The sequence below is a fragment of the Saccharopolyspora pogona genome (assembly GCF_014697215.1).
Classification (GTDB): Bacteria; Actinomycetota; Actinomycetes; order Mycobacteriales; family Pseudonocardiaceae; genus Saccharopolyspora; species Saccharopolyspora hattusasensis.
Window position 1 is genome coordinate 1,949,701 of the sequence record NZ_CP031142.1, and the last position, 20,757, is coordinate 1,970,457.

Consider the following 20,757-nt stretch of genomic DNA (forward strand, 5'->3'; position numbering starts at 1 on the left):
TCTTACGCCAGCTCCGCAGGCATTCGCCCACTCCGTGGGCGGGCTCCCGATAGACCACCGGTACCCATGGTGTTGCTTGTGGTTCCAGCTTGGTGTGCTGGGGCGGCAAGGTTCGCTTGCCGGAACCGATCTTACAGTGGCCGTTGCGCAGCCGGACACGCGGGATCGTCTCCTCCCTGGCCTGACGGCCGGGGCATCCGCCGTATGGAGTCGAGATGAACGGGTTCCGCTTCCTGCCGCACACCGCCGACATCCGGTTCGAAGCGTGGGGTTCGACGCGCGAGGAATGCCTGGCAGCCGCGGCCCGCGCGTTGGTGGCCGCTTTCGCCGAGGTCGCGGTGGATGGGCCGGAAAGCACCAGAACCGTCGAATTCGACGGCACCGACGAGCAACTCCTGCTCGCGGTGCTCGACGAGATCATCTACCTGCTGGACGCGGAAGGCACCGTACCGCTGGGCATCCGCGTCCGGCCGCGCGCCACCGGCATCGCGCTCGAACTCGCCACCGTCGCGGTGGCACGCGCCGAGATCATCGGTGCCGCGCCCAAAGCCGTTTCGCTGAACGAACTTCAGATCGAGCACGACTCTCGCGGCTGGCACTGCGCCGCGACCATCGACGTGTGAGCCGCTCAGTTCTCCACGTCATCCAGGGCGTAGCGGAGATAGCGGGCGGCGGAGCGCTGCACGATGCCGCGCGCGTCGGTAGGAATCACCGTCGGCAGCCACACAGGCGACCATGGACCACGTAGGCGGTCCAGCCGCCCGCACAACCGTCTCTGACAGCTGGAAATCGCGCGCAGATCCCGCGAAAGAACATTCCACAGTGGATGCTCCTGGGCACGCGATTTCGCGACCGGCACGTTGGCCGCAGCGCGACACCCGAATACGTAGCGCAACCAAAGGGGCTACAGATAGTGCTGAGGACGAAAGTCCCCTGTTGACACCACCCTTTAACTCTATGGTTGCAAGTGCAACACCACGCAGAGCAGTCGGTGACACGGCTGTACGGGCCATCCGATTCCGACCGAGTGCACATTCCCGACCAATCCCGGGCTGACGCTTTTCGGAACGGCGCCGGCGTTGTTGGTTGCAAAGCAACATCCGAAGGTCCAACGAAAGTCGTTGAACCCTTCTAAAAGATGAGGGATCACGATGAATATCAGCACGATTTTCAGCTCCCGCGGCGGCGGCTGGGGCGGCCGCGGCGGAGGTTGGGGCGGCCGCGGCGGAGGTTGGGGCGGCCGTGGCGGCGGCTGGGGCGGCTGGGGCCGCGGCGGCTGGGGCGGCTGGGGCGGCTGGGGTTGGGGCGGCTGGGGCTGCTGATCGCGCCCTGACCCCACCAACCTCATCCGACTAGCCAGAGCTTTCAGCCCGTAAACCGGCTCTTGTCAACCGCAGAGCTCCCGCCTGCCCGCAGGCGGGAGCTCCCCTGCAAGACGGTGAAGTCCGCAGAGCGGAGGTGCCGACCATGCAATCCGATACCGCTCGGACGACTCTTGAATGGGAGCCCCCGAAGTTCGAGGAAGTCGACTGGGAAGCCCCGGACTTCGAAGAACTCGCGTGCGCGTCCGAAGTGACGATGTACGTCTCGCGGATGGAGGACTAGCACCGAACACCAGCAGTAGCCCCTGCGTCGACGAGCAGACCACCGCGAGAAACCTGCTCGCCGACGCAGGTCCGCAGACCGAGCTTTCCGGACCGAATGAACTGAGACGGCGATGAGCACAGCACTACAACCATCGAGCCAGCCCAAATTGGCCTCGCACGTGCGCTTGGGCTTCGACCGGGCGCGGAAGCAGTACATGTTGCAGGTGCCCGAATCTGCGACGGTGCTGAACCTGACCGGCGCGACCACCCTGCACCTGTGCGACGGACGGCGCACGGTCGCCGAGATCGTGGAGAAGCTGCGCGACCGCTACGACCACGTGGCCGACGAGGACGTGGCGAACTTCCTCGCCCGCCTCGTCGCCAATCGGTGGGTGGAACTCGACGGTGACTGACCCGTCCGGGCTGCGGGCCCATGCGCGTGCCCGCTGCCCGTGCTGCCCCAACCCGCTCAACCCGGCCTCCTGAACAACAGGTCCTGCCCCCACACCGTCGGGAAGCTGCGGGAGGACATCTGTGCCAGCGGCAGAACCGGGCCGGATCACGGTGCGGGAGTTGCTCGCGCGGCCCGTCTACCGGAGGTGGTGGGCCGCTGCGGTGATCTCGCGCGCCGGGGACATCCTGGCCGGGGTGACGCTGCTCCTGCTGGTCCTGGACCGCACGGGCTCGGGTCTGGGTGTGGCCGGAGTGGTGATAGCCGACGTCGTGCCGGTGCTGCTGTTCGCTCCCGTGGCCGGCGTCGTGGTCGATCGCCTGCCTCGACGCCGCATCATGATCGCAGCCGACCTCGTCCGCATGGCCCTCGCCGCGTTGCTGCCTCTGGTCGGTACCCACCTGGGAGCGGTCTATGCGATCGCGTTCGCGCTCTCGGCTGCCGCGGTGTTCTTCAACCCCGCAGCCAACAGCCTGCTACCGGCACTGGTCGGCGAACGCGAACTCGTCGCCGCCAACTCCGGCATCTGGACCACCGCGATCGTCGCCCAAATCGCGCTCGCACCGCTGGCCGGCGCGCTCGCCGCCGTGGCCGGTTACGCCGCCGCGTTCTGGGTCAACGCCGCATCGTTCGCCATCAGCGCCATGCTGCTCACCGGCTTGGCGGTTCCCGGCCACCGCGCCGCGACCTCGCAGGGTTGGGCGCGCGACGCCCTCGACGGCGTCCGACTGCTCGTCGCCGACCGGCTGCTGCGCTCACTGGCCACGGCGCAGTTGCTTGCCGCGTTGTCGGCCGGAGCCACCAGCGCTTTGCTCGTCGTCCTCGTCCGGGAACGGCTCGGTCTGGGCCCGCAGGGTTTCGGCTGGCTCTTGGCCACCATCGCCGTCGGCGCCCTCGCCGGCCCCGCCCTGCTGACCCGGATCGCGCGCGGCCCGGTCCGGCCGGGCATCGTCTTCGCTGCATACGGCGGTCGCGGCTTGGTCGACGTGCTGCTGGCCCTGACGACGTGGCCCCTGTTGGCGGCTGCGGCGCTGCTGTTCTACGGCCTGAGCACCTCGACCGGCACCATAACCTTCACCAGCCTGGTGCAAACCCACACCGGCGAGGCAGCGCGAGGGCGCGTCTTCGCCGGATTCGACGCGCTGTTCCAGACCGGCAGGTTGGTCAGCCTCCTCCTGGGCGGCGTGCTCGCCGACTGGCTCGGCATCACCGCCGTCTACTTCTGCGGGGCCGCGCTGTTGCTCACGGCAGCTGCGAGCGGGTTCAGCCCCAGACGGTCCGCGCAGTCGACTTGATCCCACGCCGGCGTCTCGCCATCCAGCGCGCAACAGGGACTTTCTGCAATCAAAATTGCGATGTACATTGTCGCAATCGCGCTTGCAGGGCGCTCCGCCTCGTATCCGGGAGCAGGGTTCGTGTCCACAGCACACAACGACGAGATCTTCGGCAACGCCGACGCCCAGTGGCTGGGTGACGTCTTGCCCGACGTGCCGCTCTCCAAGGCGCAGTCGCGCGTGGTCGACGTGATCGCCCGCAATCCGCAACTGGCGTCCTACGCGGACATCGCCGAGATCGCGCAGCGGGCCGACGTCAACAACTCCACCGTGGTCCGCGCCGCCCAGACGCTGGGCTACCGGGGCTGGCCGGACCTGCAGCGCGAGCTGCGCGCCCGCTACCTGGTGCTGATCTCCTCCGAGGACACGCTCGTCGAGCACGGCGAGCACCGGAGCCCGCTGCACGACGCCCTGACGCACGACATCGACAACCTGCGCCAGACGCTGGACACCAACACCGCCGCCGACGCGGAGGCCGCCATCGCGGCACTGGCCGCGGCCAGGTCGATCCTCGTGGTCGGCGTCGGCTCCTTCGCCGGCCCGGCCAGCGTCATGGCCCACCTCGGTTCCACCATGGGCTACCCGATCTCCCTGGAGAACCGGGCCGGGGTGCACCTGGCCACCGCCATCAACAGCCTGGGACCGAGCGACGTCCTGGTGGTCATCAACATGTGGCGATCCATGAAGCAGCTCATAGCCACCACCGAGGCAGCCCGCGCCGCAGGCGCGACGATCATCGCGATCACCGACATGCGCCGAGGCCGGCTGGCCACCACCGTGGCCGACCACCTGCTGATCGTGCCGTCGGAAGGCATTTCCTTCTTCCAGTCCGTCACCGCGGCCACCTCGGTCGTCTACGGGCTGCTCGCCGGGATGCAAGCGGCCCAGCCGGAACGCAGCCGCGCCGCCATCCGCCGCACCCAGCAGCTGTGGAAGGACCTGGACATCTACCTCGACTAGGACGAATCGGAACGTCCCCACGAACAGGAGCTCTGATGGACAAGCAAATCGCCGTCGTCGGCCTGGGGTCGATGGGTGGTGCCATGGCCTCCACCCTGCACCGGGCCGGCTGGCAGGTGTCCGGGTTCGACCCCTCCCCCGACGCGCGTTCCGCCGCAGGAAGTGGCGGCATCCGCACCGTGGACGACGTCGGCTTGCTGGCCGGAACGCCCTGCGTCGTCCTCTCGCTGCCCTCGGCCCACCTGGTCGAGGCGACGGTCCCCCAACTGCTGGAGACGGGCACCATCGCGATCGTCGACACGACGACGTCGGAGCCGGCCACCAGCGCCAAGCTCGCCGCCCTCGCCGCCGAACGGGGCGCGGCCTTCGTGGACGCACCCGTCTCGGGCGGGCGAGACGGGGCCGCGACGGGCCGGTTGACCGCGTTCGTCGGGGCCACGCCAGAAGCCCTCGACGCGGCCCGGCCTGTGCTGGAGGCCCTGACCGGCGGCCAGTTCCAGCACCTCGGCGGCCCCGGCTCCGGCAACGTGGTCAAGCTGCTCAACAACGTCCTGGCCGCGGCCAACCTGGTGTCCGTCGGTGAGGCCCTAGCCGTCGCGAAGGCCTACGGCGTGGATCCCGCCATCGCCGCGGCGGGGATCAGCGGAGCTTCCGGCGGCAGCAAGGTCTCCGCCGCGATGTACCCGGACTGGGTGCTCTCCGGCACCCACGACTCCGGTTTCTCCCTCGGGCTGATGGCCCGGGACGCCGCCCTGGCCATCGAGATCGCCGGCCAGCGCGGCGAGCAGCCCGGCCTGCTGGCCGCCGCGAGCCAGCGCTGGCAGGACGCCCTCGCCCGCCTCGGCCCCAGCGCCGACTTCACCGAGATCGCGCGAACAGTCGCCCCCTCCCTCACCCGCGAAGGGTCCCCCAAATCATGAGCACCATCCCGGCCACTTCTTCGGCCGCCTCTGCACGCCAGGCCTTGGACGCCGCCTTCCCGCAAGGCCTCGGCGCCTTCATCGACGGCGCCATCGTCAATGGCGGCGGCGAGCGCATCACCCTCACCTCCGCCGCCACCGGCGAGGACTACGCCGACTTCAACGATCCCGGCCGAGAGGGCGCCGACGCCATCCTGACCAGCGCGGTCCACGGGGCCGCGAAGTGGGCCGCGACGGACGCCTTCGAACGGGCGGCGATCCTGCGCGGGGTCTCCAGCACCATCTCCGAGCACGCCGAGGAACTGGCCGTGCTGGAGTCCGCCACCACCGGAAAGCCGCTCCGGGACACCCGGGGAGAGGCGGCCAAGGTCGCCGAAATGTTCGGCTACTACGCGGGGTGGGCCGACAAGCTGATGGGCCGGACCATCCCCGTCCCCGGCAACTGGCACACCTACACCGAACGCGTCCCCTGGGGCGTCGTCGTGGCCATCACCCCGTGGAACGCGCCGCTGTTCACGGCCGGTTGGAACTCAGCCGCCCCGCTGGCCGCCGGCAACGCCGTCGTCGTCAAACCCAGCGAGTTCACCCCGGCCTCCACCGTCAGGCTGGCCCAGCTGGCGCACCAGGCGGGTCTGCCGGAAGGCGTCTTCAATGTCGCCGTCGGCCTCGGGGGCACCGTCGGCGCCGCGCTCACCAGCAACCCGCGCGTCGGGAAGGTCTCGTTCGTCGGCTCGGTGGCCACCGGCCGCCGGGTTGCGGTATCGGCGGCCCAGGCCGGTATCCCGGCCGTCCTCGAACTCGGCGGCAAGAGCGCCAACATCGTCTTCGCCGACGCGGACCTGGACCGCGCGGCCGACGGTGCCATCGCGGCCGTGTTCTCCGGCGCCGGGCAGTCCTGCGTGGCCGGCTCGCGGCTGCTGGTGCAGCGCAGTGTCCACGCCGAGTTCGTCGAACGCGTTGCGGAGCGGGCGGCGCGATTGCGCCTCGGCGATCCGCTCGACCCCGACACCGAGGTCGGCCCGATCATCACCGCACCGCAGTTCGCCACCGTGACCTCCCTGATCGAGGCGGGCCTGCAGGACGGCGGCCGCCGGGTCACCGGCGCGGAGCTGCCCGCCGCGTTGACCGGCACCGCGCTGGCAGCCGGTCACTGGGTCGCGCCTACCCTGCTCGACGGGGTCACACCCGCCAACCGGTTGGAGACCAGCGAGGTGTTCGGTCCCGTTGTCGGCGCCGACGCATTCGACACCGAGGCGGAAGCGATCGACCGGGCCAACGGCACGAACTTCGGCCTGGCGGGCGCGGTGTGGACCGGCGACGTGTCCCGCGCCCACCACGTGGCACGCTCGGTCAAGGCCGGCACTTTCTGGATCAACTCCTACAAGACGATCCACGTCGCCGTCCCCTTCGGCGGCTTCGGCGACTCCGGCCACGGCCGCTCCTCCGGCCCGGGTGTGCTCGACGAGTACACCCAGACCAAGGCCGTCTGGGTGCCCACCCGCGCCGCAGGCGCACCGTTCCCATCGCTGAGCTACTAGGCGGCGTGATGGGAACCAGCAGAAATACCGGTTCACCGCGGCGGCCCACCGCCGGAACCCCTCGCAGGAAGCAGCAGCCCGATGACCACTTCCACCGCCCCGGCCGAGGCCGGAACGAAACAAACGCTGCCGATCGCCGCCCTGGCGCTGGTCATCGCGCTGGTCGTCCAGTTCGTCGGCCAAGTCAAGATCGATCTGGGCATTGGGTCCATCATCATCTTCCCGATGGTGTGGGGGCTGGTCCTCGGCCTGCTGGTGTCGGTGCAGCGGTTCAAGCCGCTCGGCCTGGACCTGCAGAAGGCGGCCTCGGCCTTGGTCGGCGTGGCGGTGATGCTGCTGGTGGCCCGGCTCGCCTTCAACATCGGCCCGAGCCTGCCGACCCTGGTCAAAGCGGGGCCCGCCCTGCTGCTGCAGGAGATCGGCCACCTGCTCGGGACGATCGCCCTCGCCCTGCCGCTGGCCGTGCTGCTGCGCATGGGCAAGGCCACGGTCGGCGCCACGTTCTCCCTCGACCGCGAGCCGTCGTTCGCGATGGTCTCGGAGAAGTACGGGCCGGACTCGGACCAGTACCGCGGCGTGCTGGCGATGTACGTATTCGGCACGCTCTTCGGCGCGGTGTTCATCACGCTCCTGACGTCCCTCGTGGCGAACTGGCGGATCTTCGATCCGCTGGCGCTGGCCATGGGCGCGGGAGTCGGGTCCGGCTCGATGATGGCGGCGTCCACGGCGAGCATCGTGGACGCGTATCCGGCCGGTGAAGAGGCCATCCTGGGCATGGCCGCCGTGTCGAACCTGATCACCACGATCCTGGGCGTGTACGTCGGGATCTACATCGCGCTGCCGCTGGCCGACCGGGTCTACCGGCTGCTCACCGGAGGCCGGGACACCACCGCTCCGGGATCGAGCGCGCCAGCGGCTTCCGCCGGTGCCGGGTCGGACGAGGTCGCGGACAACCGCGCGTTCCGGGAGCAGGTCGCCGCGGCCTCCGCCCAGGTCACGCTGCCGATGTGGCGGTCGCTCGGGGTACTGACGGTGCTGGGCATCGGCACCGCCTCGATCGCGGCCGGTGCCTTGAGCTGGAAGGTCGTCGGCGGTTACGCGGTGCTCCTGGCCCTGGTCCTGGTCGGGCTCCTCCTGGCGAAGGTGTCCCGGAAGATCTCGGCGATCGTTTGGATCACCACGGTGGGCGCCTACATCTCGAGCCCCTGGTTCTCCGGCGCAGAGGTGCTGAACCCGCTGGTGAAGTCGGTGGACTTCCTCTCGATCGCCACCATCATGCTGACCCTGGCGGGGCTGTCGCTGGGCAAGGACATCCCGCTGCTGCGGCGGATCGGCTGGAAGATCATCCCGGTGGGCCTGGTCGCGATCACGGCATCGTTCCTCCTGTCGACCGTGATCGCCGAGTTCGCCCTCGGCCTTTGGGGCTGAGCAATCCGCTGGGAAGGTGGGGCCAGAACTGCCCCATCGGTACTCTGAACGCAGCGCGGTGGCACAGAACAGCAGGTCACCGGGTTGCGTGGCTGCGAGGATGAGGCAGTGCGGGAAAACGATCCGTTGATGGCGGGGCTGGTCCCCGAGCCGGACCGGCACGTCCGGATGCTGCTGGAGTCCGGCCGCCCGAACGCCGCCGGCCTCGCCTTCAGGCGGCTGATCGCCGACGGGGCCAACCACGTCGATGGCCCGTGGGACTCCAGCGTCGTGCTCGTGCACCGGGCCTACCTGGCGTGGCGGCTGGATCGGATTCCGCTCGCCCTCGACCTCGTCGCCGAGGGGTGGACAGTGCTCGACGTCGACCGGCCGCAGGGTGGCTCCGACGCCCAGGCGATGGGCATGCTCGGGGATCTGCTGCAGGCAGTCGGGCACCACGACGCCGCGCGCGAGCTCATCACCCAGTCGGTTCAGGTCGCCCGGCGCTGCGGTGAGCCGGAGGTCCTCGCGCATTGCCTGGAGCGGGAGGCCAACTGCTGGCAACTGCGGGCCATGGAGGCCAACGGCACCGCCAACGAGTGCTTCCGCATGGCGCTGGAGCTCTTCGACGAAGCGCTGTCGCTGGCCTCCCCAGGACAGGTCCGCAACCGCGTTCAGGCCGGCAGCGCTCGGGCGCTGGCCGCACTCGGGCACGTCGCCGAAGCGGAGAGCCGCGCGGTGCAGGCCCTGACGGCGAGCGAGGAAGCGGAGGACCGCTACACCTCGGCGATCGCGAACTGGGTGCTCGCCGAGATCCGTCGGCACCAGCACCGCCTGGCCGAAGCCCGGACTTTCGCCAGCCGAGCCGTCGAAACAGCGGAATGGATCCGGGACACCAGGCTGCGGATGCGGTTCTCGCTGGCCCTGACCACGATCTGCCGAGAGCTGGACGACCCAGTCGGCGAAGCCGCCGCGCTGCGCAGCCTGGTCGGCGCCAGCAGAACGACGATGCGCGTGCTGCAGGTCGGGCTCGGTCAGGCCCTGGAGCAACGCCGCGTCGCCATCCAGGCGCAGCGCCAGGAGTCCGCCGCGCAGCAGGACGCGTGCCGGGACCCGCTGACCGGCCTGCTCAACCGGCGCGGCGTGGAGCACCGGACCTCGGCCGCCGATCAGGTCGCGGTGCGATGGCTGGTCGTGATGGACATCGACAACTTCAAGGAGATCAACGACGCCGCGGGCCACACCGCAGGCGACGCCGTCTTACAGGAGGTGGCCCGGCTGCTGCGGCGCGAGTGCCGCTCCGACGACCTCGTCTGCCGATGGGCGGGCGACGAGTTCGTGGTACTGCTCGCCGACCGGGAACCGGATCCTGGCTCCGACGGTCCGGAGCTGGCCGAGCGCATCCGCGCCGCGGTGGAGACCCACGACTGGACGCCGCAGGTAGGCCCGAGACCCCGACCGCCGACCATCAGCGTCGGCGTCGCCGTCGGCCCCACCCATTTCGACCCCCTATTCGCCGCCGCCGACCGAGCCCTCTACCGGGCGAAGCACGCCGGCCGCAACCGGGTCGAGGTCGAAAGCAACCAGGCCCCTCCTCCTGCACAGACCTGACCGCACGTTCATGAGGGGATCCTGCAGCAGTGTCTCGACACCAAGCTCTTCACTCGCGTTCACCAATGCTTGCCGGGCGGTTCGTTGCTCTTCGTGCCCCTTGCCGGTTGTGTGGTGGGTGAACGGCTGCCTCCCGGTCGGTGGTGGCAGAGCTTCCGACTAGGCGGATTCGAGGTTTCTGCTGCGATGGTCGCCAGCGACGTGTCCGAGTCGAATCCCCAACCGCTGCTGGCCGGGCGCAGGCCACTGGCCCCGCACCTGTCGGTCTACGCGTTCATCCTCGTGCCGTTCCTGGCCTTGATCGCGACTGTGCCGCTGGTGTGGGGGTGGGGCTTGCGCTGGTGGGATGCGCTGCTCGCCGCCGGCTGGTACGTGTTCACCATCCTCGGCGTGACGGTCGGCTACCACCGCTACTTCACGCACGGCGCGTTCCGCGCCAAGCGCTGGATGCGCATCGCACTCGCGGTCGCGGGCAGCATGGCGGTCCAGGGACCGATCCTGCACTGGGTCGCAGACCATCGCAGGCACCACGCGTTCGCCGACCGGGAGGGCGATCCGCACTCGCCGTGGGCGTTCGGCACGTCTCCCGTCGCCTTGGCGCGGGGGTTCTGGCACGCGCACATGGGCTGGATCTTCGACCGGGATCTGACGAATCAGCAGCGGTTCGCGCCCGATCTGCTGGCCGACCCCGACATCCGGCTGGTGCACCGGTTGTTCGGGCCGCTGACCGTGGCCACGTTCGCGCTGCCCGCGTTGTGCGGCGGCTTGATCACCGGCACCTGGTGGGGTGCCGCGACGTCCTTCTTCTGGGCCGGGTTGGTACGCGTCGCCTTCCTGCACCACGTGACCTGGTCGGTGAACTCGATCTGCCACATGTTCGGGGAGCGCCCGTTCCGCAGCCGCGACAAGGCGGCCAACTTCTGGCCGCTCGCCCTGCTGAGCATGGGCGAGTCGTGGCACAACCTGCACCACGCCGACCCGACCTGCGCTCGGCATGGCGTCCGGCCTGGCCAGATCGACATCTCCGCGCGGCTGATCCGGATCTTCGAGAAGCTCGGTTGGGTCACCCACGTCCGTTGGCCAACGGCCCGGCGCCTCGCCCGGTTGTCCGTCGACGACTGAGACAACGTCCAGGACCGCCGGAGTCCTGAGCGCGGGAGTCGGTCAGCGAAATCGGGTACTTCAGCGTTACCGCGCCTTCCTGCGCCACCGGGCAGCGAAGCCTCCGAACAGGGCTTCCCCGCTCCGCAGCCGCTGGAGTCGCCACTCAGCCGAGGAGGCATCTCCCATGCCCGAGCACGAACATCCCCTGGAAGCGCTGCACCGCGGGCGGGATGCTGTGGCGGAGTCCGTGAGCCTGCAGGCCAGGACCCCACAGCCGTCCTTGAACGAACTCCACGCCTTCGGCTCGGCGATCGTGGGCACGCTCGCCGAGCTCAGCCAACTGAGCTCCGTGCTGGCCGAACAGGTGGGGCGCTTCGACGAACAGGATGTGGAGCGGGCCAAGACCAGCAATCACCCCGGCGACAAGCTGAGGCTCGCCGGAACCCACCTGGCCAGGCTCAGCGCCGAGTTGGCCGTGGCCGTCACGGACGCCACCCGGTACTGGACCGCGATTGAAAGCGTGGACCTGCACACCTCGGGCGACCTCAGAGCACGACGCCAACCCGAGACGTAGTGATCGAAGCACCGCGACGCGGTGCCCAGGACGCCTTCTACGCCGCACTCGACCCGATCACCATCGAGGACCTGGTGGCCGCCCCCACCGGCCCGGCCCTGCTGAGCCTGTCTCCCAGACCCCCGGCGGACTGACCCCGGAGCGCACCACGCCGGGCGGTCCGTTGCGGCCAAAAATACGAATCTCAGATACCAGTTTTGGAGTTCCGGATGCTGTCCGAGAAGTCGGCCGAAACGGTCCGCGCCACCCTGCCCGCGGTCAGCAGCGCCATCGGCGAGATCGCGTCGGTGTTCTACGACAAGCTCTTCACCGCCCACCCCGGCTTGCTGCGCGACCTGTTCAACCGGGGCAATCGGGCCAACGGTGCGCAGCAGCAGGCACTCGCCGACCCGGGCGGCGGTGTCGCGTTCCGCGCCGACCTCGACCAACTCGTCGCGAAGCTGCCCAACGCCACCGCCCACGTCTGGTACGAAGGCCCCGAAGGTCCCTGGCCAGCAAACCGGACCGGCCTGGTCGACCTCACCGCGATCAGCATCCCGGAGGGCGTCACGGCCTACCTGTGCGGCCCGCTGCCGTTCCTGCGCGCGGCGCGCGCCCAACTCCGCGAACTCGGCGTCCCTGCGGCCGACATCCACTACGAGGTCTTCGGCCCCGACCTGTGGCTCGGCCAGGCCTGAGCGCACTGGCGAACAGCTCCCCTTCACCTCCGGGGACGGGACACCAAGAGCCCGGCGACGATCCCGACGACCAGCATCACGGCCAGCGCCGCCCACATCGGCATCGTGACCAACGGCACGAAGATCCTGATCTCGACGGCTTGCCGGTTCTCGAGCACGAGCACCACTGCCGCCACGACAAGCACCAAGCTCGTGATGGCGCGGGGGGACGCCCAATGATGCGTCCTGTCCGGTGAACGCTGGCTCCTCTGACTGCTCATGGCGAACTCCTGCTGCTACGCGGGTGCTGGACCCGCCTGCGCTGCGGCTGCCGCTGCTGCATGCGGCCGCACTCTAACTGCTCGGACAGCGGCGACAACCCCGTACACCACCAGCCAGATGCCGACTATGTAGGTCAGGGTCACCAGCCCGAGGCCGGGGTAGGCCAGCAAGGCGATACCGGCGAGCACGCTGAGCAGCCCGGACGCAATCGCCCATCCCCGCGCCGGAACGCCCGCAGCGACGATGTCGTGCAAGGTTTCGACAACACCGCTGATCGTCCAGAACAGACCCAGCGCAAGCGGGAACAGCGCGACGGAGGCAACAGGCGACCTCAGCACCACCACACCAGCGATGATGGCCAGCACGGCAAGCAGAACCAGGGCGAAGCGATTCTCCTGGTGCGCGCTCACGGCCTTGACGAACCAGAAGATCCCGCCGACCAACAACTGCACTCCGACAATGATCGCCAAAGCGGCAACCGCCGGTCCTGGCCACACCAGCACTAGAATTCCGGCGATCGCGGTCAGGACCCCGAAGGTCAGCAGCCAACCCCAGGACTGCCCGAGCCGGGCCAGCGGTTCAGCAGCAGTCGTAGCGGGCTGCACGTGGGCGTTCGGCATGACCACCTCACAAGAGGCTCGTCGGGTTCGGCCTCCTCAGATTGCGCGGCCCCACGTTGCCTCCCCAGGGTCCAACGGCCTCAGCCTCCGGCGCGCCCGCCGGGCCTCCCGGACGGGGCATCGCCGCTAACATGACCGGGACAGCACCCGAGCCGTCTCGGTCCGCAGCTCATCGACCTGGTACGAGCTGGGGAAATCCAACCAGGGAATGTTCATGTGCCGCAGCATCAAGACGCTCCGCCCGCCCTACGCCGATGACGTCACCGACGGTGACATCCGGGCGGCCGCATTGCAGTACGTCCGCAAGATCTCGGGGTTCCGCGCGCCCGCCGCGCACAACGCGGCCGCTTTCGAGCAGGCGGTGGACGAGATCGAGAAGGCCACGGCCACCCTGCTGGCGTCGCTGGAGGTCCGCGGCTCTCGGTAACTTCGCCGCATGAGCCACCGTCTTCACGCACCGGCTCCGGGTCCGCCCGTCTCGGGTGCGGCAACCGACACCGGGAGTTGATTGGGCTTGCAGACCGCGACGGTCGCGCTGAACGACATCCAGACGCACTACTGCACGAGCGGTTCCGGCCCAGCCGTAGTGTTCGTGCACGGTCTGGCCGAGGACCACCGCAGTTGGCGGCGCCAGCAGGACGAGCTCACCGACCACCACACCTACGCCTACGACCTGCGCGGGCACGGTGCCAGCACGCTCGGCGACGCCGACGGAACCTTGGCCCAGCTGCGCGAGGACCTGATCGCCTTCCTCGCCGAGGTCTCCGGTCCTGCGGTGTGCGTGGGCTTCTCGCTGGGCGGCACGGTGGTGCTCTCCGCCGCCGCACAGCGCCCGGACCTGGTCACTGGCGTCGCCGTGCTCGGCACGTCCTCGGTGGTGGGCGGGGCGGCCGCCGAGTTCCACCAACGACGAGCCGAACAGGTCGGAGACGCCGCGGCGGTGCTCGACGCGCTGCGCGAGGACACCACCGCGATGCTCGGAAGATCCACAGTGGACGTTGACGATGTGGTCGCGCGGCGCGCAGAATCCATCGGCGACGGCCGCGGCTACGCGAACGCGGCGACCGCGATGGCCGGTCTACGCGGAAACCCGCTGACCCCGGAACTGGCCGCGATCAAGTGCCCGGTGACGGTGATCGGCGGCGAGAACGACGCGCTCTGCCCCCGGAAGGCGGCCGACATCCTCCTCGAAGCCCTCCCCCGGGCCACGTACCGGGAGATCCCGGGAGCGGGCCACCTGATGACCGTCGACCACCCGGACGCGACCACCGCCGCACTGCGGGACGCGCTGAGCCAGGGCAGTTACACGCCGCCGACAACACGGAGCCGCCCTGCTGGCGTCCCGCGGTTCAGAACACCAGGGCCATGACCTGGATCGGGATCATCGCGATGATCGAGGCGGCCGAGACCGTCAGCGTCACCGACTTCAGGGCCCCTCGGGTCGTTTGCGGCAGCAGGGTTTGCAGCAGCCAGAACGTGTTGCTGGTGGCGTGGATGACGAACAGCGAACCCGCGCCCGCCGCCAGGGCGACGAAGACCGGGTCGATGCCCAGCAGCGGCATGACTGGGCCCAGCACGCCGGCGGCGGTGATCGAGGCGAGCGTCACTGAGCCGATCGCGATGTGCAGCACCGCGGCCACCAACCACACCAGCAGCAGCGGGACGACCGTGCTGGTGGAGAAGTAGCCCTTCAGCAGTTCACCCAGGCCCACGTCCTTGACCGTCTGCGCCAGCGAGCCGCCGACACCCGTGAGGATGAGGATCTGGCCGCTTTCGTGGAAACCGCGCTTGAACGCCGCCGCGGTCTGCTCGGCCGGGAGCTTCCAACGCGCGAGGACCACCGCCCCGATCAGGCCGATGAGCAGGGCGATCACCGGGTCGCCGAGGAAGTCGACCCACGGCGAGGAGAACCCGGCCATCTCCGCGATGGCACCGAAGGCGATCAGTGCCAGCGCGAGCAGCAGCGGAGCCAGCAGCAGGGGCAGCGGCGGCAGCTCGCGCGACCGCTCCTCCTCGGCGACCTCCGCGACCGGCAAGTCCTCGGTCTCGTCCAGCTTCGGGTTCCACAAGCCGCGCTTGGCCAGCGCCGTGAACAGCGCCAGCGTGGCGACGATGGTGAAGACCGCCGTGACGAGGCCGAAGATGAACATCTTGCCGAACGACAGGTTCAGCACCCCGGCCAGGGCGACCGCCCCGACACCGGGCAGCACGAACACCAGGCCGACCTCGATGCCCAGCGCCATCGCCGCGCACATCCGCGCCGTGCCGTACGGGCCGATCTGCCGGGACAGCCGGCTGGCCAGCGGCGCGGTGATCACCAGCAGCACGTCCGCGAAGATCGACTGCAGGACGGTGCCGACGGTGGCGCCGAAGGTGTAGGGCAGGGACCGCGGGCCGAAGGTCCGCACGAGCAGGCCGACGAGCTTCTCGATCGCGCCGAGGGAGGCCATCAGCGAGCCGAGCAGCACGCCGAACGCGATCAGCAGGCCGACCTCGGTCATCAGGTCGCCGAAGCCGGTGGTGATGGACTTGATGGTCTGCTCGGGGCCCAGTCCGGAGACCAGCCCCAGGTAGATCGCGCCGAGGACGAGCGCGATGGCCGGGCTGATCTTGGCCCGGAGGATGAGCACGACGACGCCGACGATGGTGATCGCGGCGTTGGCGAAGACAACGATGTCCGACATCTTTCGAGTCCGATTCCGTCGGGGCCGGCACGAGTCGACTCCTGGAGGTCAGCGGCGAGCAGCGTACCGCTGCGGCATCCGTCGCTTCGCCGCCACGCTCGGCGGCCTCGGCGGCTGCGCGCCTACTTCAGGTGGACGGGTAGCGATTCCAGCCCGTAGACGATCGAAGCCTTCCGGAAGGCCAGCTCCTCGGGGGCAATCGCCAAACGCATGTCCGGGAAACGCCGCACCAGGGCGGGATAGGCCTCGCGGAGCTCCAACCGGCCGAGCTCCGCACCAACGCAGCGGTGGATGCCGTAGCCGAAGGCCAGGTGCGAGGTGGCAGGACGCGTGGGATCGAGCCGCTCGAGGTCCGGCCCGAGCTCGTCATCCCGGTTCGCGCCGGCCAGCGAGCACACCACGACGTCGCCTCGCGAGATCTTCACCCCGCCGATCTCCACGTCCTCTCGTGCGAAGCGCGGGAAAGCGACCTGGACGACGGTGAGGTGGCGCAGCAGTTCCTCGACGAAACCGGCGACGGCGGCACCGTCATCGCGGACCATCGCCAAGTGGTCCGGGTTCTGCAGCATGACCAGAGCTCCCAGCGAGAGCATGCTGGCCGTGGTCTCGAACCCGCCGGTGAGCACCCCGTCCGCGAGCTCCGCCAGCTCACGATCGGTGACGTCCTCGCCGTGCTCCTTGATGAGGGCGCCCAGCAGGCCCTCGCCCGGGCTCTCGCGCTGCTCCTTGACGACCCGGTGCAGGTACTCCAACGACTGCGACATCGCGCCGAGCGACGCGGCGACGCCGTCGAACAGGTCGAACCGCGCCACGCTCAGCTGCTGGAACTCCGCGCGGTCCACGTGCGGCACACCGAGCAGTTCGCATATCACCAGCGACGGGATCGGCATCGCGAACTCCCGCACCAGGTCGACCGGCCCGTCCGCCGCTTCCATCGAGCCCAGCCGCTCGCCGACGATCGCCTGGATCTCCGGCCGCAACCGCTCCAACCGCCGCATCGTGAACTCCGGCGTCAGCATGCGGCGTAACCGGGTGTGGTCCGGCGGATCGGTGAAGCCGAGGCCACCGGGGTTGTCCTCCGCCTGGACGCCCGCGTTGCCGACGAGGTGCTTGAAGTCGTTGCTGAACGTGCCGGCGTCCCCGAGCACCGCCTTGGCCTCCCGATAGCCGGTGACCAGCCAGACGTTCAGCCCGAACGGCACCGGGAGCTTGGCGACCGGCTCCTGCTGGCGCTTGAGGCCGAGTTCCGGCACCGGGTCCAGGCCGGTCCGGCGCAACGGCATCAACGCCGCGTCCGGCAACAACGCCAGCGCCCCGGTCCCTTTCCCGCGCAGGCGCGCGAGATACCGACGCACGAACCAGGACGAGATCCGAGATCGAAGACTTCCCACCGAGCTAACCCCTACGTACGGCATGTTCCGCCAACAAGACTTCGATTCATCCAAGCGGATGCGGATCTCCGGGATTCACTCGGCCCATGCCTGCGCCACCAGGCACGAGCCGCGACACGACCGTCCACATCAGACGGCAGCATCGGGGCTCGTGGTCCCTCGACGCTGTCGACGCTGTCGACGCTCGGCGAATCGGCCGTCCTGTCGGTGGTATCCGATACTGTGCCTTTCGGCACCCCATCTGCCGGTCGGCGCAGCCCGGGGCGTCCCGAAGCAGCAGCACAGGAAGCCGAAAGGGCGTAGTCATGGCCACCACTACGGTCACCGACGATTTCGTCGCGCAGGCTGACCCGTACCGGCGGGAACTGCTGGCGCACTGCTACCGGATGCTCGGCTCGCTGCACGACGCCGAGGACCTCGTGCAGGAAACCTACCTGCGCGCCTGGCGGGGCTACGACCGGTTCGAGGGCCGGTCGTCGCTGCGCACCTGGCTCTACCGGATCGCCACCACCACCTGCTTGACCGCGCTGGAGAACCGGAAGCGCCGACCGCTGCCGACCGGCCTGGGCGGTCCCAGCGACCCGTCCCGCGACGAGCTGGTCGAGCTGCCCGAGGTGCCGTGGCTGGAGCCCATCCCGGACACCATGATCACCGACGACCACACGGACCCGGCGGCGATCGTCAGCGCGCGGGAGAGCACCCGGTTGGCCTTCATCGCCGCCCTGCAGCACCTGCCCGCCCGGCAGCGGGCGGTGCTGATCCTCCGCGACGTGCTGAAGTGGAAGGCCGCCGAAGTGGCGGAAGCGCTCGGCACCAGCACCGCCGCGGTCAACAGCTCCCTGCAACGCGCCCGGGCGCAGCTGGACCAGGTCAAGCCGTCCGAGGACGACACCCGCGAGCCGCTGACCGCCGAACAGCAGCAGCTGCTGGAGCGCTACGTGGCGGCGTTCGAGGCCAAGGACATCTCCCGCATCGTGCAGTTGTTCACCGAGGACGCGATCTGGGAGATGCCGCCGTTCACCAACTGGGTGCGCGGCGCCGAGCAGATCGGTGTGCTGGTTGACCTCAAGTGCCCGGCCGGCCCGGACGACATGCGGCTGCTGCCGGCCCGGGCGAACGGCCAGGTCGCCTTCGGCGTCTACATGCGCCAGCCCGACGGCGTGTTCCGGCCGTTCCACCTGCAGGTGCTCGAGTTCGACCGCGCGAAGGTCAAGCACGCCGTCACGTTCTTCGACGTCAGCCTGTTCCCCCCCTTCGGGCTGCCCGGCACCTACCCGCAGTGAGCGCGGCTGGCAGGATTCGCCTGTCCGGCGGTGAAATCCAGGCCGAACCGCCGATCCCGGCCAGCCCGAACGGGCAGGGCGGCTAGCGCAACGGGTGCGCGGCGAGGAACCGCAGTACTACCCCGGAGGCCTCGGCCTGCTTCTCCTCGAAGTACGCGTGGCGGGCTCCGTCGAGGTAGTGCACCTCAGCTCCGGGGATGCGCTCGGCGAGGATCGCCGCGTTCCGCGCCGGGCTGAAGATGTCGTCCGTGCCGTGCAGCACCAGGGTCGGCGCCGTCACGCGGTTCAGCTCCGCCCAGCTGTCGTGGCCGTTGCTGGCCCGCAGGTGCCCGCGCCGGGCGTGGTTGGGCATCCGGCCGCCGAGCACCACGTACGGGCCGGGATGGGTCCGCACCCATCCCGGCGTGTACATCAGATCGATCAGGGCTTGGCGCGCCGCCTCGACCGACGGTTGCGCCAGGGATCGGGTGACCGCGGCATCCGCGTGGAGTCCGCGGGTGCCGCCGACCGAGGTGCAGCCCAGGACCAGCGCCCCGAGCCGGTCCGGGTGGTCGATGGCCACCCATTGCGCGACCTTGCCGCCCATCGAGGTGCCGTAGACGTGGGCCCGCGCGATGCCTAGTTCGTCGAGAACGCTGATCACATCGCCGGCGAAGCGGCGGACGTTGTACTCCGCGTCCTCGGGCTTGTCGCTCTCGCCGGTGCCGAGGTAGTCCAGCATGATCGTCTGGTGGTCGCCCTCGAAGTCGGCGTGCACGTTGTCCCACCAGTGGTGGGTGTTCGCCTGCCCGCTCAACAGCACCAGCGGTTCGCCGGAACCCCGCACCTGGTAGTAGATCTCGGCTTGGTCAGCAGTCTTCGCGAACGGCACGCCGACATCCTACGACCGCCGACGCGGCACCAGCCCGGAAGTCGCCGAGCTCACAAACGTTCGTCCACAAAGGACTCCGTTCACCGGCAGGTGCGCTGTCGCACGCGGGGCTACAGTGGCGGCGGAGACGTATGGGCGCCTGGTGGCCCCCTCGGCCTTCAAAGCCGATGGCACCGAGCACCTCGGTGCGGCGGGTTCGATTCCCGTCCGTCTCCGCCTGTGGAGCAGGCTCCGACGTGCTGCAATGGGGGCATGACCAGGTCCGAACCGATTCGCCTGACCCAGTACGCGCACGGCGGCGGCTGCGCCTGCAAGATCCCGCCCGGCGAGCTGGAGTCGATCGTCAGCGGCCTGGCCCCCGCCGTCGAACGGCCGAACTCGGAGCTGATCGTCGGCCTGGAGACCGGTGACGACGCGGCCGTGGTGCGCGCCGACGGCGGACCCGCGATCGTGGTCACCACGGACTTCTTCACACCTGTCGTCGACGATCCCTACGACTGGGGCCGCATCGCCGCCGCCAACGCCCTGTCCGATGTGTACGCGATGGGCGGCACTCCGATCCTCGCGGTCAACCTCCTGGGCTGGCCGCGCGATGTGCTGCCGTTCGAGCTGGCCGCCGAGGTGCTGCGCGGCGGCTCCGATACCGCCGGGGCGGCGGGCTGCCACATCGGCGGTGGGCACAGCGTCGACGACCCCGAACCGAAGTACGGCCTGGCGGCCACCGGCCTCGTCGACCCCGATCGATTGCTGCGCAACGACACCGCACGGCCGGGCCTGCCGCTGTCGCTGACGAAACCGCTGGGCATCGGCGTGCTCAACACCCGGCACAAGCGCACCGGGGAACGCTTCGAGCAGGCGATCGAGGCGATGACGACGCTGAACCGCGACGCCGCGGTCGCTGCGGCGCGGGCCGGGGTGGTGTGCGCGACCGACGTCACCGGGTTCGGTCTGCTGGGCCACCTGTTCAAGACCATGCGCGCGTCCGGGACCGCCGCCGAAATCGACGTCGCCGCCGTGCCGTACCTCGACGGCGCGCGGGACGCGGTGCGGGCCGGGTTCGTCAGCGGCGGCACCCGCCGGAACCTCGACTGGGTCCTCCCTCACCTCGATCCCGGTTCGACGTCGGGAGAGGACCTGCTGTTGCTCGCCGACGCCCAAACCTCGGGCGGTCTGCTCGTGGTCGGCGAGATCCCGGGCGCGCCGGTGATCGGCCGGGTGCTGCCCGCCGGTACCGCGACGATCTCGCTGCGCTGAGCAATTCCCGCCCACATCGTGGGCAGTCGGGGCGATCCGTTGACGCTTCCCCACGCCGCTTCTAGCGTTCATGTCATGGCGCAGTCGGTGCAGTTGGTCACCAGGGACCACGTCGACCTCCTCCGGATCACCTCCGCCGCCTGTCCGCGGCACTGAGCTCCCACAGCCCCGCACATCATCCCGGCCTCATTCGCCGGTCACCGTTCGCCGCCGGTTCCCGGCATCGCTTCG

The 20,757-nt window shown here is 69.7% G+C and carries 23 protein-coding genes and 1 tRNA gene; 19 read left to right on the forward strand and 5 right to left on the reverse strand.

All coding sequences use genetic code 11. The annotated features are described in order from the left end of the window. The first annotated feature begins 215 nt into the window (after window positions 1-215). The 14 genes from DL519_RS08730 (at window position 216) to DL519_RS08795 (ending at window position 12,162) form a co-directional block, all read left to right on the forward strand. Window positions 216-623 (forward strand): archease, encoded by a 408-nt coding sequence (locus DL519_RS08730; RefSeq protein WP_190813826.1) that lies wholly within the window; start codon window positions 216-218, stop codon window positions 621-623. A gap of 528 nt (window positions 624-1,151) precedes the next feature. Further along, window positions 1,152-1,322 (forward strand): hypothetical protein, encoded by a 171-nt coding sequence (locus DL519_RS08735; protein WP_190813827.1) that lies wholly within the window; start codon window positions 1,152-1,154, stop codon window positions 1,320-1,322. A 145-nt stretch (window positions 1,323-1,467) separates the two neighbouring features. Then, window positions 1,468-1,605 (forward strand): pyrroloquinoline quinone precursor peptide PqqA, encoded by a 138-nt coding sequence (pqqA, locus tag DL519_RS08740; RefSeq protein ID WP_190813829.1) that lies wholly within the window; start codon window positions 1,468-1,470, stop codon window positions 1,603-1,605. A 112-nt stretch (window positions 1,606-1,717) separates the two neighbouring features. Further along, on the forward strand, window positions 1,718-1,999 hold the full coding sequence (pqqD, locus tag DL519_RS08745) for a pyrroloquinoline quinone biosynthesis peptide chaperone PqqD (protein WP_190813831.1): 282 nt from the start codon (window positions 1,718-1,720) through the stop codon (window positions 1,997-1,999). 121 nt (window positions 2,000-2,120) lie between these two features. Next, window positions 2,121-3,332: an MFS transporter gene (locus DL519_RS08750; protein ID WP_190813833.1), complete on the forward strand. Its 1,212-nt coding sequence runs from the start codon at window positions 2,121-2,123 to the stop codon at window positions 3,330-3,332. A 120-nt stretch (window positions 3,333-3,452) separates the two neighbouring features. Beyond that, entirely contained in the window at window positions 3,453-4,331 is an 879-nt protein-coding gene (locus tag DL519_RS08755; RefSeq protein WP_223838579.1) for a MurR/RpiR family transcriptional regulator, read from the forward strand. A 35-nt stretch (window positions 4,332-4,366) separates the two neighbouring features. Continuing rightward, a complete protein-coding gene (locus DL519_RS08760) occupies window positions 4,367-5,251 on the forward strand; it encodes an NAD(P)-dependent oxidoreductase (protein ID WP_190813837.1) in 885 nt (294 codons plus the stop codon). Beyond that, on the forward strand, window positions 5,248-6,789 hold the full coding sequence (locus DL519_RS08765) for an aldehyde dehydrogenase family protein (protein ID WP_190813839.1): 1,542 nt from the start codon (window positions 5,248-5,250) through the stop codon (window positions 6,787-6,789). Before DL519_RS08760 ends, DL519_RS08765 begins: the two co-directional genes overlap by 4 nt. 81 nt (window positions 6,790-6,870) lie before the next feature. Continuing rightward, entirely contained in the window at window positions 6,871-8,217 is a 1,347-nt protein-coding gene (locus tag DL519_RS08770) for a DUF3100 domain-containing protein (protein WP_190813841.1), read from the forward strand. Between the two features lie 108 nt (window positions 8,218-8,325). After that, a complete protein-coding gene (locus DL519_RS08775; RefSeq protein ID WP_190813848.1) occupies window positions 8,326-9,807 on the forward strand; it encodes a GGDEF domain-containing protein in 1,482 nt (493 codons plus the stop codon). A 186-nt stretch (window positions 9,808-9,993) separates the two neighbouring features. Next, window positions 9,994-10,929 carry an acyl-CoA desaturase gene (locus DL519_RS08780; protein WP_190813850.1) on the forward strand — a complete coding sequence of 312 codons (936 nt, stop codon included), beginning with the start codon at window positions 9,994-9,996 and terminating at the stop codon, window positions 10,927-10,929. A 166-nt stretch (window positions 10,930-11,095) separates the two neighbouring features. Then, window positions 11,096-11,485 (forward strand): hypothetical protein, encoded by a 390-nt coding sequence (locus DL519_RS08785; RefSeq protein WP_190813852.1) that lies wholly within the window; start codon window positions 11,096-11,098, stop codon window positions 11,483-11,485. Continuing rightward, window positions 11,485-11,619, forward strand: coding sequence for a hypothetical protein (locus tag DL519_RS48500; RefSeq protein ID WP_263399850.1), 135 nt, complete (start codon window positions 11,485-11,487; stop codon window positions 11,617-11,619). The genes DL519_RS08785 and DL519_RS48500 overlap by 1 nt, the downstream gene beginning before the upstream one ends. A 75-nt stretch (window positions 11,620-11,694) precedes the next feature. Then, window positions 11,695-12,162: a hypothetical protein gene (locus DL519_RS08795; RefSeq protein ID WP_190813854.1), complete on the forward strand. Its 468-nt coding sequence runs from the start codon at window positions 11,695-11,697 to the stop codon at window positions 12,160-12,162. Window positions 12,163-12,185: 23 nt separating this feature from the next. Here the strand turns inward: DL519_RS08795 and DL519_RS08800 are convergent, their stop codons facing one another. Next, window positions 12,186-12,422: a LapA family protein gene (locus tag DL519_RS08800; protein ID WP_190813856.1), complete on the reverse strand. Its 237-nt coding sequence runs from the start codon at window positions 12,420-12,422 to the stop codon at window positions 12,186-12,188. A 15-nt stretch (window positions 12,423-12,437) separates the two neighbouring features. After that, window positions 12,438-13,043, reverse strand: a complete 606-nt coding sequence (locus DL519_RS08805) for an HdeD family acid-resistance protein (protein ID WP_223838580.1) — start codon at window positions 13,041-13,043, stop codon at window positions 12,438-12,440. 214 nt (window positions 13,044-13,257) lie between these two features. Between DL519_RS08805 and DL519_RS08810 the strand changes: the two genes are divergently transcribed. After that, window positions 13,258-13,470, forward strand: a complete 213-nt coding sequence (locus DL519_RS08810) for a DUF2277 domain-containing protein (RefSeq protein ID WP_190813857.1) — start codon at window positions 13,258-13,260, stop codon at window positions 13,468-13,470. A gap of 87 nt (window positions 13,471-13,557) precedes the next feature. Continuing rightward, window positions 13,558-14,412: an alpha/beta fold hydrolase gene (locus DL519_RS08815; RefSeq protein ID WP_223838581.1), complete on the forward strand. Its 855-nt coding sequence runs from the start codon at window positions 13,558-13,560 to the stop codon at window positions 14,410-14,412. Here DL519_RS08815 and DL519_RS08820 read toward each other — a convergent pair. Continuing rightward, complete coding sequence (locus tag DL519_RS08820; protein WP_190813859.1) at window positions 14,393-15,727, reverse strand: GntP family permease; 1,335 nt, start codon at window positions 15,725-15,727, stop codon at window positions 14,393-14,395. The genes DL519_RS08815 and DL519_RS08820 overlap by 20 nt on opposite strands. 122 nt (window positions 15,728-15,849) lie before the next feature. Continuing rightward, window positions 15,850-17,118: a cytochrome P450 gene (locus DL519_RS08825; RefSeq protein ID WP_223838582.1), complete on the reverse strand. Its 1,269-nt coding sequence runs from the start codon at window positions 17,116-17,118 to the stop codon at window positions 15,850-15,852. Between the two features lie 305 nt (window positions 17,119-17,423). Here DL519_RS08825 and DL519_RS08830 point away from each other — a divergent pair, with 305 nt between their 5' ends. Further along, on the forward strand, window positions 17,424-18,401 hold the full coding sequence (locus DL519_RS08830) for a sigma-70 family RNA polymerase sigma factor (protein ID WP_190813862.1): 978 nt from the start codon (window positions 17,424-17,426) through the stop codon (window positions 18,399-18,401). 82 nt (window positions 18,402-18,483) lie between these two features. Here DL519_RS08830 and DL519_RS08835 read toward each other — a convergent pair whose 3' ends face one another. Beyond that, on the reverse strand, window positions 18,484-19,272 hold the full coding sequence (locus DL519_RS08835) for an alpha/beta fold hydrolase (protein WP_190813864.1): 789 nt from the start codon (window positions 19,270-19,272) through the stop codon (window positions 18,484-18,486). 123 nt (window positions 19,273-19,395) lie between these two features. On the opposite strand from DL519_RS08835, the gene DL519_RS08840 reads away from it, so the two are divergent. Continuing rightward, window positions 19,396-19,488, forward strand: a tRNA-Sec gene (locus tag DL519_RS08840). Between the two features lie 36 nt (window positions 19,489-19,524). Then, window positions 19,525-20,526: a selenide, water dikinase SelD gene (gene selD, locus DL519_RS08845; protein WP_190813866.1), complete on the forward strand. Its 1,002-nt coding sequence runs from the start codon at window positions 19,525-19,527 to the stop codon at window positions 20,524-20,526. Window positions 20,527-20,757: the final 231 nt, after the last annotated feature.